Annotated in this window: 10 protein-coding genes; 6 read left to right on the plus strand and 4 right to left on the minus strand. The window is 43.2% G+C overall.

Annotated elements, in window-relative coordinates; genetic code table 11:
* Window positions 1-202: 202 nt before the first annotated feature.
* From guaB to cysS, 3 genes are all read right to left on the minus strand, one after another.
* Window positions 203-1,675, minus strand: coding sequence for an IMP dehydrogenase (gene guaB / locus OEG80_RS07730; RefSeq protein ID WP_011280629.1), 1,473 nt, complete (start codon window positions 1,673-1,675; stop codon window positions 203-205).
* 402 nt (window positions 1,676-2,077) lie between these two features.
* Entirely contained in the window at window positions 2,078-3,919 is a 1,842-nt protein-coding gene (locus OEG80_RS07735; RefSeq protein WP_020443223.1) for a mechanosensitive ion channel family protein, read from the minus strand.
* Between the two features lie 228 nt (window positions 3,920-4,147).
* Window positions 4,148-5,584, minus strand: coding sequence for a cysteine--tRNA ligase (gene cysS / locus OEG80_RS07740; RefSeq protein ID WP_442792465.1), 1,437 nt, complete (start codon window positions 5,582-5,584; stop codon window positions 4,148-4,150).
* A gap of 255 nt (window positions 5,585-5,839) precedes the next feature.
* On the opposite strand from cysS, the gene OEG80_RS07745 reads away from it, so the two are divergent.
* On the plus strand, window positions 5,840-6,484 hold the full coding sequence (locus tag OEG80_RS07745; protein ID WP_181210216.1) for a cob(I)yrinic acid a,c-diamide adenosyltransferase: 645 nt from the start codon (window positions 5,840-5,842) through the stop codon (window positions 6,482-6,484).
* 103 nt (window positions 6,485-6,587) lie between these two features.
* On the opposite strand, the gene OEG80_RS07750 is transcribed toward OEG80_RS07745, so the two are convergent.
* Window positions 6,588-7,565 (minus strand): hypothetical protein, encoded by a 978-nt coding sequence (locus tag OEG80_RS07750; protein WP_263240195.1) that lies wholly within the window; start codon window positions 7,563-7,565, stop codon window positions 6,588-6,590.
* 396 nt (window positions 7,566-7,961) lie between these two features.
* Between OEG80_RS07750 and OEG80_RS07755 the strand changes: the two genes are divergently transcribed.
* The 5 genes from OEG80_RS07755 (at window position 7,962) to OEG80_RS07775 (ending at window position 16,041) form a co-directional block, all read left to right on the plus strand.
* Window positions 7,962-8,690 (plus strand): glycerophosphodiester phosphodiesterase, encoded by a 729-nt coding sequence (locus tag OEG80_RS07755; protein WP_263240196.1) that lies wholly within the window; start codon window positions 7,962-7,964, stop codon window positions 8,688-8,690.
* Window positions 8,691-9,139: 449 nt separating this feature from the next.
* On the plus strand, window positions 9,140-10,318 hold the full coding sequence (locus tag OEG80_RS07760; protein WP_181210356.1) for an acyl-CoA desaturase: 1,179 nt from the start codon (window positions 9,140-9,142) through the stop codon (window positions 10,316-10,318).
* A gap of 273 nt (window positions 10,319-10,591) precedes the next feature.
* A complete protein-coding gene (locus tag OEG80_RS07765; RefSeq protein WP_263240197.1) occupies window positions 10,592-12,058 on the plus strand; it encodes a protein adenylyltransferase SelO in 1,467 nt (488 codons plus the stop codon).
* 329 nt (window positions 12,059-12,387) lie between these two features.
* Complete coding sequence (locus tag OEG80_RS07770; RefSeq protein WP_263240198.1) at window positions 12,388-14,709, plus strand: NADP-dependent malic enzyme; 2,322 nt, start codon at window positions 12,388-12,390, stop codon at window positions 14,707-14,709.
* A gap of 159 nt (window positions 14,710-14,868) precedes the next feature.
* Window positions 14,869-16,041 (plus strand): tRNA nucleotidyltransferase, encoded by a 1,173-nt coding sequence (locus OEG80_RS07775; protein ID WP_263240199.1) that lies wholly within the window; start codon window positions 14,869-14,871, stop codon window positions 16,039-16,041.
* The last annotated feature ends 2 nt before the right edge of the window (window positions 16,042-16,043 follow it).

Consider the following 16,043-nt stretch of genomic DNA (forward strand, 5'->3'; position numbering starts at 1 on the left):
AGCAAGCTCAGTAGCTTCAATCATTCACTGTCATCAATGGTTTTGATAAGACAAACAGTTATCAATTATTAGAATAATCTATGATTGTATTTTACAAAAAAAACAGCCAACAATAACAAGGCATTGTTGGCTGTTTGTATCTTAACGTCGCTTGACACTGTACAGCTGCGAGTCATCGCATCCTATAGCGGCAAAGATATAATTAGTCGACTCGATAGTTAGGTGCTTCTTTGGTGATTTGCACATCATGCACATGCGATTCTTTCATACCCGCTGAGGTAACTTTGATGAACTGTGGTTTGCTGCGCATATCTTCAATCGTGGCACAGCCGGTATAACCCATAGATGAGCGCAAGCCACCTACCAATTGGTTGACGATACCAGCGACTGGACCTTTATAAGGTACACGACCTTCGATACCTTCTGGCACCAATTTTTCCACACCGTCTTTGGCATCTTGGAAGTAGCGATCTGATGAGCCGTTTTGACCTGACATCGCGCCCAAGCTACCCATACCGCGGTAAGCTTTATAATAGCGACCTTGGAACAACTCAACTTCACCTGGCGCTTCTTCTGTACCTGCCATAAGTGAGCCAACCATGATGCATGACGCACCAGCAGCAATGGCTTTTGCCATATCACCTGAATAGCGAATACCACCATCAGCAATCAATGGAATACTGTCTTGCAAAGCGCTTGCAACACTATCAATCGCCGAGATTTGCGGCACACCGATACCAGCGATGATACGTGTGGTACAGATAGATCCTGGACCAATACCAACTTTGACCGCATCTGCACCAGCATCACGTAAGGCTTTTGCAGCATCACCTGTCGCGATATTTCCGCCAATCACTTGTACATGTGGGAAGTGTTTTTTAATCCAAGATACTTTATCAATAACGCCTTTTGAGTGACCATGCGCGGTATCAACAACGATGATATCGACGTCAGCTGCAATCAATGCTTCAACGCGTGCTTGAGTATCAGCGCCCGTACCAACTGCTGCGCCCACACGCAGGCGACCTTGCTCATCTTTACAAGCATTTGGATTGTTTTCAGCTTTAGCAAAGTCATTGACTGTAATCAGACCACGCAAACGGAAATCATCATTGATAACAATAACTTTTTCGATACGGTGCTCGTGTAGCAGTCTTTTGATGTTTTCGTTGCTCTCACCTTCTTTAACGGTGACGAGCTGCTCTTTCGGCGTCATGATATGGCTAACTGGTAACGACAGATTGGTCTCAAAGCGCCAGTCACGATGAGTAACGATACCAACTACTTTATCAGTGCCCTTTTCAACCACTGGCACGCCTGAGATGTTATTGTCTTGGGTCAGTCTTAATAACTCACCGATGGTCATCTCTGGATGCACAGTAATAGGATCAACCACAGTACCAGCTTCGAATTTCTTGACGCGGCGCACTTGCATTGCCTGCTTATCGATATCCATACTCTTATGCAAAATACCTAAACCACCAAGTTGTGCCATGGTAATGGCCATCTCAGACTCAGTGACTGTATCCATAGCAGCAGAAATTAGCGGTAAATTTAGTGTGATACTTTTTGTTAGGCGGGTCGTTAGATTAGCAGCTTTTGGCAGTATTTCTGAATAAGCTGGCAATAATAAAACGTCATCAAAGGTTAAGGCTTCATCGACAATTCGCAACATACAGACCCCTATTAGTGGTTATTTTGATGGGTGGGCAATACAGCATCAAGACAATCAACGAACGTTTTATCAAAATCTTCAGGCTATCAAAACCTAGCAGAGAATAATAAGACCGTGGGGAACAAATACTAAATACAAACATTCGTTCGGCACATCATCAATTTATCATTGCTCATTAAATCATTGGCTCAGCAGACTGGCTAATACAGCACCCTTTACCTGCCCCAAAATCTAACTATACAATGCTTAACAACTGAATTATCCCTTAAAAATAACGCCATATTATAACAAATAAGCAAGCAAATCGCATGCTATATTTGTCAATAGGTTTTACCCAAAGCTGTCTATCGATAGTGACGCTGTACATTCAATTTTTTTAAGCGCCAAACCAATAGACATTGACTATTTTTGTCTCAATACAAGGTGCTCAGCTGGTAGATAATGCTTTTGTTCACGGTACAAATAATCAAGCATCTGCTCACGTATCTCACAGGCCAGTGTCCATGCTTCTACAGGGCCTACCGCTGAAACAGCGCCGCGCAGTTGAATGGTCTTTTCAGTTACCTCAACGACAAATATTTCAGGCTCAGTTTTATTATCCCAAAGCTTATTGTCTTTCACTACCGAAATAAACTGCTGCCGAATGGCGTCAATATCTGCGCCGTAATCGATATATAAGAACACAGGACAGGTCTGATGCACTTCTGTATGCGACCAGTTCTCTACCATTTCGGTGATCAATTCGCGCATCGGCACGATTAATCGACGTTCATCCCATGTTTTTAGTACCGCATAAGTATAACGCAGGTCTTCAACGGTACTAAAGTTGCCATCCATTATCACACTGTCGCCAATTCGTACGGGCTGGGTCACTGCTACCTGTACTCCAGCAATGATGTTACCCAGTATTGGTTGAGCGGCGATACCAATGACCACGCCAGCAATGCCAGCCGAAGTCAGTAAGGTTTTGCCAAAGCCTTCCATGTTGGCAAACTCACTCAGACCTATCCAAATACTGCCCAACACCATGACAAATACGAAGACGCGGCGAAATATCGATACGTAAGTTCGACGACGGCGCACTTTGTCAAACTGCTCCTCTCCTAGATTTTCAATCTGCATATCTTGATAGCGGTTGGCAAAAAAATTGATAACACGTATACCGAGCCACATGGCGCTAAAGACCAATCCAATCCAAATAATCGGACGTGTCGAGGAAGCGACTGCATCCAAGTAAGGGAAGCCGCCCGATACCAAGGTAAATACCGATGAGAAGCTGATGGTAAAGGTTAGCGGTACTGTCAGCTTATTGACCAAATCCTCTACACCGTTGTGATGAAGGGTGCCAAGACGGTTGCCTTCTTTATCCATGACATACCAATTGAGGAGCTTGCCAGCGGCAGTACTTAGCAGCCAGCCAATGCCCATGGTAAAGGAGAAGAATATAAATAACGCTAAAAACTCCCAGATAGCAATATTAAAAAGCTTTAGCTTGGTCCAACTAGGCAGATAGCGCTCAAACTTTGCCGGATGATATTGCTCATAAAGCTTATCAATATTTGCCACCGTCTGCGCTGAAAATACCCAAAAAGGCGCACTATCATCAATACGTACACGCTCTAGATGCAAGGGTACTCGGCGCTCGCGATAATCAATATAACCCAGCTGAATCGAACGTCTAGGAATGCCTTGAATACTGTTCGTGCTACCAAGCGGTGGCTCAATCAAACCGTCAGGACGATCTGGCAATTCATCAAAAACATAGAGCTTTTTTTCAATCAACAGAAAATCAAGCTGTTTGACCAAATCCATTGCTTGATTCGACTGTGATTCACTATCAATCAAGTTCATATTTAGTGCATAAGCTGCCAAATCATATTGCTGATTCATGACTGCCGATTGGAAAAACTCTAATGTGGCAAGTGGGGTTGACAAGTTTGGCGGCTCAGACAAGGGCGGCAAACCTGCATTAAGCTTATCTAACGTATAGTAGTTTTCGTTGTAATCACCAGTGAGACCAGAGTCTCCTTGTAGCACACCTGCTTGCTGCACTGTCCTTTTTTCTAGCGGGCTAATTACCTCTGCTGCAACGGCAGAAACAGTCACTCCTTCTTCTTTTAACTTATCGATTCTTTGCGCAGCATACTCCACCAAATTTTCTGGTTTTGTAGTAACTGTCTCTTCAATATTTTGACTGTCTATTTCCTCAGTACTGCTTGCTGCATAAGCAGAAATGCACGCCATATTTAATAGGATAAATAAGCTGCCAATTATAAAGAGCAGTCGCGGTAAAAATTGGGCATGAGACTGTAGAGAGTGAGTCCTGAGAAATCCGAAAGGAGTTTGCATACAAAAACTCTTGCTAATAAGTATGATATTAAGCTAATGCAGAAGACACAAAAAAGCCAGCAGATAGCTGGCTTAATTTATTATTGTTTGTGAATGAACAAGCGCAAAAAACCAATGCTTACATTAAGCACGGCGCCAAGTGGTGCCCGCACGACTGTCTTCAAGCTCAATACCAGCCTCTTTCAACTGCACACGAATCTCATCAGCACGCGCAAAGTCTTTATTGGTTTTGGCATCAGCGCGCTCGATGATTAGCCCATCAATGGCTTCGTCGGTTAAACTATCTTCAGCTACTTCACCAATGACGGCTTGCAAGAACTGCTGCACAGGCTGCTGTAAAATATTAAGCGTTTGCGCCAAAGCTTTTAAGTGCTGCGCTAATTGCCATGCAGTCTCTACATCTTCTGCTTTACTCGCTTTATTGATATCACGCGCCAATCCAAATAGTACACTGATAGCCGTTGAGCTATTAAAGTCGTCATTCATGGCTTTGATAAAGTCTTGTCCCACTGCACTGGCGTAGGCATTATTAATCAAGGCTTCATCGATAATAAGTACTTCACCTTTTTGTTGTTCAGCAACTTTTAATGCTTGATACAACCTGCTTAGGCTATTATGCGATTCGTCCAAGGCACTATCAGAGAAGTTTACTTGACTGCGATAATGACTCGACAATAAGAAGAAACGAACCGTTTCTGGTAAGTATTTTGCCATGACATCACGAATGGTAAAGAAATTCCCCAATGACTTGGACATTTTTTCGCCATCAACATTGATAAAACCAACGTGCATCCAGTTACGCGCGTATTCACAGCCGGTTGCTGCTTCAGATTGGGCAATCTCGTTTTCATGATGCGGGAACTGCAAATCATGACCTCCGCCATGGATGTCAAAGGTATTACCAAGGCATTTGGTCGACATCGCTGAGCATTCAATATGCCAGCCTGGACGCCCTTGACCCCACGCTGATGCCCATTGCGGCTCATCCGGTTTCGCCGCTTTCCATAACACAAAATCAAATGGATTGCGCTTGTCATTTTCGACTTCAACCCGTGATCCTGCCTGCATATCATCAAGGTTACGTTTTGACAATTTGCCATAATCTGCGAAGCTATCGACTGCATAGTAGACATCACCATTATCACCCGCGTAGGCATAGTCATTACTAACCAGCGTCTCAATCATCTGCTGCATCTCATCGATATGATCGGTCGCACGCGGTTCTGCATCAGGGGACAAGCAGCCAAGTGCTGTCGCATCTTCATGCATGGCAGTAATAAAACGTTGGGTCAATGTGCCAATCTCTTCACCATTTTCGGCAGCACGAGTGATGATTTTGTCATCAATATCAGTAATATTACGCACGTAATTTACGTCATAGCCCAATTGTGCTAGCCAACGTACTGCCATATCAAAGCCAACCATCACTCGAGCGTGACCGATATGACAATAATCATAAACCGTCATGCCACACACATACATGCCAACTTTGCCCGTGGCAAGCGGCTTGAATGCTTGCTTGCGTCCAGTAAGTGAGTCATAGATGACGAGCTGAGACATCGCGTCTGCAAGAGGTGTGGTCATAGTCATAAAGCCTTTAAATTAAAAGTATAAGAGAAAACAAGCCTAGCAATCATGTACGCTTAGCCAATAAAAAAGCGCTTACATAAGCAAATCATGCATAAATCAAGGGTAAAGAGAACATCAATATAAAACTTAACCCATTATCTTAGCGAAAATGCTCGTAAAATACTACAATGAGCGCGCAAGTAAGACTCTGTAATGATAAAAACATTGATAGTTAAGGATAAAAATATGGGCAATCGTTTGAGCAAAATTTATACGCGTACTGGCGATGATGGCAGTACCGGCATGGCAGATGGTAGTCGCGTCAGTAAGGCGGACATCCTATTTAGTGTGATGGGTGATATTGATGAGCTCAACTCGCACATTGGCTTGGTACGTGCACAGCTTACTCAAGCGTTAAGTGCGCAAACCAATAATTCAAGTCACAGCCAACAGCTACCTGAACGCTTGCAAACAAAGCAAGAAGTCGACTTTGCCCAAGCTTTAGTGATTATTCAACATTTATTATTTAATATCGGTGGTGAGCTTGCTATGCCAGAATATGAAGGCGTAAATACGATTCATATTGATTGGCTTGAGCAGCAGATCGATGCGATGAATACAACGTTACCACCGCTAAAAGACTTTATCTTACCAACAGGCTCATTATTGGTCAGCCAGTTGCATGTGGCACGTACTGTTTGTCGCCGCGCTGAGCGCCAAGCAGTATTACTAAGACAAGCGCAGCCACAAGCCATTCGACCGACAGCGGTCAGCTTTATCAACCGTTTGTCTGATTGGCTCTTTGTCGCCGCACGTTTTTGCACAGACCCTGAACAGGTCTCTGAAGTCTTGTGGGACAGCCAAGTATTACAAAAATTCGCTGATAGTTGAGCCATTTAATGAACCATAAAAAAACGCCTGCAATAAATATGTTGCAGGCGTTTTTTTATTGAAATACTGAAACGATGCTTATCGATATTTAATAGCAATAAGATTAATAAGTTGCTTCTTTATCTTCAATAATGACCATATCAATGCTTTCATCTTTAGGCGTTGCTTTTGGTGCTTCTGGAGCAGCAGGTGTAGGAGTTACTGTACTAGGCGCAGTAGTGCTAGGTGTTGGCGCTGACGGAGTGCTACTTGGCGTCTTTGTATTTTGACTACTGTTTTGATTAACAACTGGTGGCTTAGCAGGTTGTGCTGGACGCACAGGCGCAGCTGGCGTTACCGCTCTTGGCTGGCTAGTATTATTATTGCTCTGTGTATTCTGTGCTGGTTCACGGCGGCGTTCAGGTTGCTGAGTGCCACGTTGGGCGCGCTGCTCTTCCATTGCTGACTGGAGCGTTGAGCTGGCGACCACTTCTGATACCACTGTTAATAATGCTGGCTGTCCTGCGATACGTGTACGTACTTGACCACCTTGCGTACCAACAACATAGGTAAAAGCATCATCAATGAGCATATTGTTATTGATACGAATATTGTCATTGGCTAAGCGTGATTGCAAACTTGGCTGATTATTAGCGGCTTGCACTTGGCTGGCTTGATATAAGTCTTCACTTGGCAAAGTCATGCTGACGCTTGCCTGACAGGTTGTCAGACCATTTTCATTGGTTGCTTGCAACACGGCAGCATTCTGTACATCGATGATAATACCATTTGCTTTAGTAGAAACCACACCGCTGCCTAAGCCAATCTCTGCATCGTTGGCATAACTGACGGCTAAAGTTTGGGCTTGTTGATTGAGCGTATTTTTCAAAGCGGATTTGAGGCGGTCTTGTACCATAGGATCATCACAGCTCACTGCCGTGGCAGCAGCGTTTTCACTAACCTGTGTTTCTTGCTCAGTCACTTCTACCATTTCGGCATCGTCTTTTTCTGAGCGATCACAACCAGCAAGCGCTAAACCACATACCATGCCGATACCAGCAACTTTATACCATTTGCTCACACTTTTATTTGCTACGCTCATATCTCTTTTGCTCCAATTTACTGATTCGTACCGTCGCTCACGGACAGTATTTGACATTTACACTATAAAACTCAAATCTAGCAGAAACCGGCATTGCGATAGATTTGAAAACCACATTATTATACGGTGTTTGCAGGAGATGGTCATCCATGTAGCCTACTGATGTACAAATAACGTTCAACATTGTGTCCGAAATCTAGCTTTAGTTGCAAAAAAGCTACAAATATATATTCACCTAAACAAATATTAAGATGATGACAGAAAGTTTTATCAGCATAAAATTTTTATAAATGCTTTATTCAATACGCTTTGATACGTGATAACGTTGGATGCAGTTAATAACAGACGATATAATATTTCCATTATAATGCTCAAAATATGTGATGGTTACTGGTTATGATAGATCTTAAGAACACCTTGCTACTTGGTCATCGCGGCGCGCGCGGTGAAGCATTAGAAAATACCTTATCAGGTTTTGAATATGCGCAAAATTTGCAAAGCTCTGGTTTGGCAGGTGTAGAGTTCGATGTACAACTTAGCCGAGATGGACAGCTCATCGTCTTTCATGATGAAACGCTTGAGCGCATGTGCGCGCAGCAGTCGCGTCTAGATCAACTAAATGTGAACGAAATACAGCGTCATCATCAGTTTGGTCAGCCAATTATCACGTTGCCTGACATTGCTTCTGCTCTAAATACCTATACTTATATTGAGCTTGAGGTTAAAACCCATAGTCGCACTGATTATGCCAAACTCGTAAAAGCCTTGATGCGTGACCTCATTGATAGCCCACTTGCTAGCCTACCGATTGTACTAACCAGCTTTGATGTTGAGCTGCATGCCCGCTTACAACGCAGTACTTTCATGAGGCATATACCACGTGGGCTGCTTATTCGAGAGCCTGAACTATTGAAACAGGCTCCCAATACTGCCTTACAACTTGGCTGTAAGCAATTAGGTATCCACTATCCGCTTTTGAATCGTGAAGTCATACAGCATTGTCATCGCTATGACTTACCCGTAAGTGCATGGACGGTCAATGATATTGAGACTATTAAGCAGCTTATAAACTGGCAAGTTGATGTGATTATTACCGATTATCCAAGCTATTTATTACTGCCTTAACGCATTACTCCTATTTCTAAACTCGCTTTTGTGGTGTACATATTTATTGTTTTACTTACATTTTTACCTTATAGCTGATAAGTCACGGCTTATTTGCCATAACACCTACTATAATCCATACAAGTTATTGTTATTTAGCAATATTTTTATAGTGTATAAGTGTTCACTTTACTAAGTATTTAAGGTAATATAGACGCTTAAATTAATACCGTTAGGGATATTATATGATTGCAAAAAAAGCACTTGGCTTACCGCTTAAAGGCTTACGTTTCGCTATCAAATCTGGTGACACACTTGTCAAAAATGCCAGCATTCAAGTCACACGTTTTAAAACACGTTTTGATGAGAATAAAGCAAAAAACTCACTCGATGAGATGCCTGTTGCCAAACGCAACTATGCAAGCGCCTCTGAGCAGACTGAACTGCCTACCGATGTAGACAATATCGATATGCGTGAATTTGAGTTTACCAAAGCACCGATTAACTGGATTCCAGCGACTATTCTGGTAGCCACGCCTATTGCTGCAGCAATTATTACGCCATGGTATCTGTTCACCCATCAAGTCAGTGCACCGGTTTGGGGCGTATTTGGGGCGTTTATGGTTTGGACGGGTATCAGTATCACAGCTGGTTATCACCGTTTACTATCGCATCGTGCTTATAAAGCGCATCCAATCGTCAAAAACTTTTTATTGCTAGGTTCTACCTTTGCGGTACAGGGTTCAGCGTTTGATTGGGTTTCTGGTCACCGTACGCATCATCGTCATGTCGATGATCGCTTAGAAGACCCGTACTCAGCGAAACGTGGCTTTTTCTTTAGTCATATGGGCTGGATGCTACGCAATTATCCTAGCGGAAAATTTGACTATAAAAATATCCCTGACCTGACCAAAGATAGAACGCTGCAAATTCAGCATAAATATTACGGTTTATGGGTTGCTGCATTGAACATCGGTGCAGTCGCCGCGATCGGTTGGTTATTGGGTGATGTTTGGGGTACTTTGGTCATCGTCGGTTTGCTACGTCTGGTACTGACGCATCACTTTACCTTCTTTATCAATTCGCTATGTCATATGTTTGGGTCGCGTCCTTATACCGATACCAACACTGCCCGTGATAACTTCTTCTTGGCTCTATTTACGTGGGGTGAGGGTTATCATAACTATCATCACTTCTTCCAGTACGATTATCGTAATGGCGTAAAATGGTGGCAGTATGATCCAACCAAATGGCTCATCGCTGGTTTATCGAAGCTGGGCTTGACTACTGAGCTACGTACTGTTGATGACACCACTATCAAGCATGCTGAAGTACAAATGCAATTTAAAGCAGCGCAGCAGCAGATTGATACGGTCACATCAAGCGGTATTGATATTCCTCATGCAATGAAAAGCTTCCAAGATCGTATTAAATTTGAATACGATGCCTTTACGCAAACGGTTGAAGAATGGCAAGCATTAAAAGCAAAAACCATTGAGCTGAAAAAGACCGAGTTTGCTGATCGCTTGCATGAAGTTGAAGATGAGTTAAAGCAAGATTATGCCAAGATTGAACAAAAAATATTGGCGCATAACAGCAACCTAAAAACAGCATTTCGCTCTATCGGTGAAAGCGCAAAAGCGGCTTAAGTATTGATAACTGGTTGATTATTTAGTATTTTATTGTGACGTTTCTCCTTCCCTCTATCTGTAAAAGATAGGGGGATTTTTTCGTGCGGTATTAAATCTCATGTCTATTGATAAATAGTAATGTGATAAACAATGATGTGATAATTAATCATGATTTACAAGAGACGGACAGAGTGCAATGCTGCTATATCAAGGCTATGTTATAGTGAGTTTACTCTATTCATATCTTAAATCTCTTCTCCCAGCTTTTATCTTTAAATTGGAACGGCTCTTATGCGCTATCAAAACACCTATGCTCAATTGGACACCCGTCTTTATAATGAGCAACTGCCAAACCCATTAGACAATCCTCGTGTCGGTCATTTTAATATTCAAGTTGCTGAGCAGCTGGGCTGGACGGAAGATACAGATTTGATGACTCGTTGGGTTGAAATACTTGGTGGACAGTATGTGCCAGCTGAATTTCAGCCTTTATCAATGGCGTATGCTGGTCACCAGTTTGGGCAATGGGCGGGGCAATTGGGCGATGGTCGCGGCTTATTGATGGCGCAAGTACTCGATAAAAACAATCAACTACAAGATATGCATCTAAAGGGTGCAGGCTTGACTCCCTACTCACGCATGGGCGATGGGCGTGCGGTATTACGCAGTACCATTCGTGAGTATTTATGTGGTCATGCGTTGACTCAGCTTGGTATCGCCTCCTCTAACGCCTTGGGATTTGTGGTATCAGATACCAAAGTGCGCCGTGAACGAATAGAAGCAGGAGCTGCCTTAATGCGAGTCGCTGACAGTCATATTCGCTTAGGTCATGTTGAGTGGATTGCCAGCTTTGCGCCCGACTTACTCGCTGAATTTACCGACTATATGATTGATACCTACTACCCTGAGTGCCGTGATAGTGATAAACCAGTCTTAGCATTTTTGCAGGCGGTGGTTGAACGTACCGCACGGATGATAGCTGATTGGCAACTGATTGGATTTGCGCATGGTGTTATGAATACTGATAACTTGTCTATTACCGGCAGTACTCTAGATTTTGGTCCGTTTGGCTTTATGGAGCGTTTTAACCCTGCTTGGATCAACAATCACTCTGATCATAGCGGACGCTACGCCTATCAAAATCAACCTGCTATTGGACATTGGAATCTAAATATTTGGTTGCCGCACTTTATGCGTTTAGACGGTGTGACGCGCGAGACGTTAGCAGATTGTCTAGCACCTTATGAGGCGACCTTTATGCAGCATTATCAGCAAGGGCTATGCCGTAAGCTTGGGTTGCCGCATCAGCGTGAAAGTTTAAGCTTAGCGTTTGAATGGTTGACACTACTAGAGGATAATCTACTCGACTATACCAATAGTTTCCGAGCGTTATTAGGATTAATCGCACCTAATGAGCATCATTATGAGCAGCAGTTGCTTGCAACCCTGACGGCCGAGCTGAATCCTGAAGCACAGCAAGTCTGGCAAGCATGGTCGATCCGTTATCTGGCACAAGTAAAGCAGGTATCGATTACTCAAGCAATTGAGGATATGCAAGCCAGCAATCCTATTTATGTATTGCGTAACAGCATGGCTCAGCGTGTTATCGTTGCCGCAGAGCAAGGACAGTTTAAAGAACTAAATAGAATATTTGAGCTGCTTGCTAGCCCTTATACGCTACATGATAGCGCCATTGACCTTGATACCTTACCGCCTGCGCCTCATGCACCGCAAATGCCAATCAGCTGTTCATCTTAATATATATTTATTCTGTAATATTTTGAAATATTTTGCATTTAGGGTTGATATTTGGGTCATTTTTTTGGCATTATCAACTAGCTAAATAATGAATATCAATTTATTATATTGTGTGCGCAGTTCATAGTCCTTAGCTAGGCAAATTATTGGCGATAATGTAGACTATCTATTTTGCACTATTGTTGTTTTTTGTTGATGTTTAAGCGCCGCATAGTACCCTTTAACAATCAATGTACACTCATGATCATATTCAATGGTTATTGAGAATTAGGCATTAGTTTTTATCACCATTTAATTTATTCCAATTTATCCTAACCATGGCAATTATTATGAATGACGATATCACTTTGAATACGGACACCCCTAGTACGGAAAAAGAGCAGTTTGAACAAGCTGCCTTACATTACCATGAGTTCCCTCGCCCTGGTAAAATCTCAGTTACTCCTATCAAGCAATTGGCAAACCAACGTGATCTGGCGCTCGCCTATTCACCAGGCGTGGCAGTACCTTGTCTTGAGATTCAAAGAGACCCATCTCTTGCGGCAAAATATACCGCACGTAGCAACTTAGTTGGTGTTATTACCAATGGTACAGCGGTGTTAGGTTTGGGAAATATCGGTCCATTGGCATCAAAGCCTGTTATGGAAGGCAAAGGGGTTCTATTCAAAAAGTTCGCTGGTATCGACGTTTTTGATATTGAAATTGCACAAAACGATCCGGACAAATTCATTGAGGCAGTTGCTTCTTTAGAGCCTACGTTTGGTGGGATTAATTTAGAAGATATCAAAGCACCAGAGTGTTTCAAAATCGAGCGCGAATTGCGTAAGCGTATGAACATTCCAGTATTCCATGATGACCAACATGGCACGTCAATCATTGTTGCGGCGGCGATGCTTAATGCATTAATCATCACGAACAAAAAAATTGAAGATATTAAAATCATTTGTTCTGGTGCTGGTGCTGCAGCGATTTCTTGCTTGGACATCATTTGCGCCCTTGGTGTGAATAAAAACAATATCTACGTATCAGACTCACGTGGTATTATCTCTACTACCCGTGAAAACCTTGATGAAACCAAACAGCGCTATGCTCGTGAAACCACTGCTACGACTATTGAAGAGCTGATGGATGATGTCGACATGTTCCTAGGCTTATCTATGCCGGGTACATTGACAGAAGACATGGTTCGCCGTATGGCAAAAGACCCTATCATCTTTGCGCTTGCTAACCCAACGCCTGAGATCATGCCAGAAATCGCCCATGCCGTCCGTCCAGACGTTATTATGGCAACCGGTCGCTCTGATTATCCGAACCAAGTAAACAACGCATTGTGTTTCCCTTATATCTTCCGCGGTGCATTAGATGTAGGCGCAACGACTGTCAACGAAGAAATGAAAATTGCATGCGTACGCGCCATTGCTGCTATGGCACATGTTGAAGCGACGCCAATTAGCAACGTCAAAAACGTTGAAAGTACGCCAAGCTTTGGTCGTGATTACCTGATCCCAGGACCACTTGAGCCAAACCTAATCATTGAAATCGCCTCTGCAGTCGCAAAAGCAGCTATGGATTCAGGCGTTGCAACGCTTCCTATCGCAGATATGAAAGCCTATCGTCAGCGTCTGTCTGAGTTTGTCTATAACTCAGCGTTTGTAATGAAGCCTATTTTTGCTCGTGCAAAAGCAGATCCAAAACGTATCGTTTACTGTGAAGGCGAAGACAGCAACGTACTATTAGCAGTACAAGTAGTCGTCGATGAGCAGTTGGCTTATCCAATCTTGGTCGGTCGTCCTTCAGTGATCGAAAATAATATCGCAAAGCTAGCATTACGCTTGAAAGATGGCGTGAACATTACTATCGTCAATGTTGATGATGATCCGCGCTATAACGATTACTGGAAAGGCTACTACGAGAAAAACAAACGTACTGGTGTCAGTATCGAGCTTGCTCGCCGTGATGTGCGCCGCAAGACCTCTTTAATTGGTGCTCTTTTGGTTGAAAATGGCGATGCCGATGGTATGATTTGTGGCACATTCGGTCACTATCAGCTGCATTTAAAATATGTTGGCAGAGTAATCAACAAAAAAGAAGGTATTAATGATTTTTATGCGATGAATGCGGTGCTTATGCAGGATCGTAATATTTTTATTGCTGATACCTATATCCATGAAGATCCAACGGCTGAGCAATTGGCTGAGATGACTGTATTGGCAGCTGAGCAATTGTGCCGCTTTAGCATTACCCCACGTGTGGCTTTGGTGTCGCATTCAAACTTCGGAACTTCTGATCGTGCCAGCGCCGTCAAAATGCGTAAAGTACATCAACTGCTGACCGAGATGAATGTCGATTTTGAGTTTGACGGTGAAATGCAAGGTGATGCTGCACTTGACGAACATATCCGTGCCAATGACTTGCCTTCGAGCAACCTTAAAGGTTCAGCAAATCTACTTATCTTGCCAACGTTAGATGCGTCGAACATTGCTTTTAACCTGCTTAAGACGGCAACCGGTAGCGCGTCTATCGGTCCTATTTTGTTAGGTGCAAGCAAACCTGTACATATTCTAACGCCATCAGCCACAGCGCGCCGTGTGGTTAATATGACGGCACTTGCGGTCACTGAAGCTCAGGATTTAGACAACGAGAAGCAGTAATCGATTAAGCTCTTCAAAGTTAAAGTGCGCAATTAAGACGGTCTTTTGCATTTTTTATAGAGACCGTCTGCTATACTAAAACCAGCCAACGCTTAAAGTATTGGCTGGTTTTTTTTGACAAAATTTAGGTTAATTGGTAGTAAATATAAAGAGAATATTATGCAAGTGTATCTCGTCGGCGGTGCAGTACGTGATCAGCTATTAGGGCGCCCTATTAAAGATAAAGACTTCGTTGTCGTTGGGGCAACCGTTAATGAGATGCTTGACGCAGGTTTTCAGCAAGTAGGCGCAGATTTCCCTGTATTTTTGCATCCGGTAAGCCGTGAAGAATATGCCCTCGCACGAACTGAGCGTAAGCAAGGTCTGGGCTATCAGGGCTTTAGCGTACATACCAGTATTGACGTTAGTTTAAAAGACGATTTGCAGCGGCGCGACTTGACGATCAATGCCATGGCCATAGAGGTTACTAGCTTAACCGACGATACGCCGATAAGTGGTGACGTGATTGATTACTACGGCGGATTGCAGGATATTGAAAATAAAACCCTACGTCATGTCTCAAGTGCCTTTAACGAAGACCCTTTACGGGTGCTGAGAACGGCGCGCTTTTATAGCCGCTATTACGATTTGGGCTTTACTATCGCTGATGACACGTTAGTCTTGATGCGTGAGTTGGTTGCTTCAGGAGAGCTTACCCATTTAAATAGCGAGCGTATTTGGCAAGAGTCGAGCCGTGCAATGATGCAGCTCTCCCCCCAGGTATACTGGCAACAGCTATTTGATATCGGCGCCCTTGCAGAGTACTTTGCACCGTTACATCAGGCTTGGAATGATGATCAGATACGAGAGACAGTGCAAACATCGCTATATTTCGCCGGTCAGATGCAATTGAATCTATCACAGCGTTGGGCGCTATTAATGGTTAGCCTTAAGCCATCGTTATTTCAGACTAAGCCTACTGAAGCCATAACAGCTGTCAAAAGTATTAACGATATAGGTAATATGGCTAAAGTACCAAAGGCACAAACACAATTTGCTGGTTTATTCGTACAACAAGCTGATAAATTAAGCGTTATAACCCAACTCAGTGCTGCCGAGAAAATTGATCTTATTCAAGCCTGCAGCGCCCATAAAGAGCCTGAAAAACTCTCGCAGCTCTTGGTCACAAGCCAAGTATTGCAGTTATCTATACAGCACCGTCAGATGATGTTGGCATTAAATAGCTTTCACAGTATTGGTATGAATGATATTGATCAAAGTCTCAAAGGTCCAGCGATTGGTAAAGCCTTGCGTCAATGCAGAATTGAGCATTTACAAACGCAAACAGCCTGACT

The sequence above is a fragment of the Psychrobacter sp. SC65A.3 genome, from assembly GCF_025642195.1.
Taxonomy (GTDB): Bacteria; Pseudomonadota; Gammaproteobacteria; order Pseudomonadales; family Moraxellaceae; genus Psychrobacter; species Psychrobacter cryohalolentis.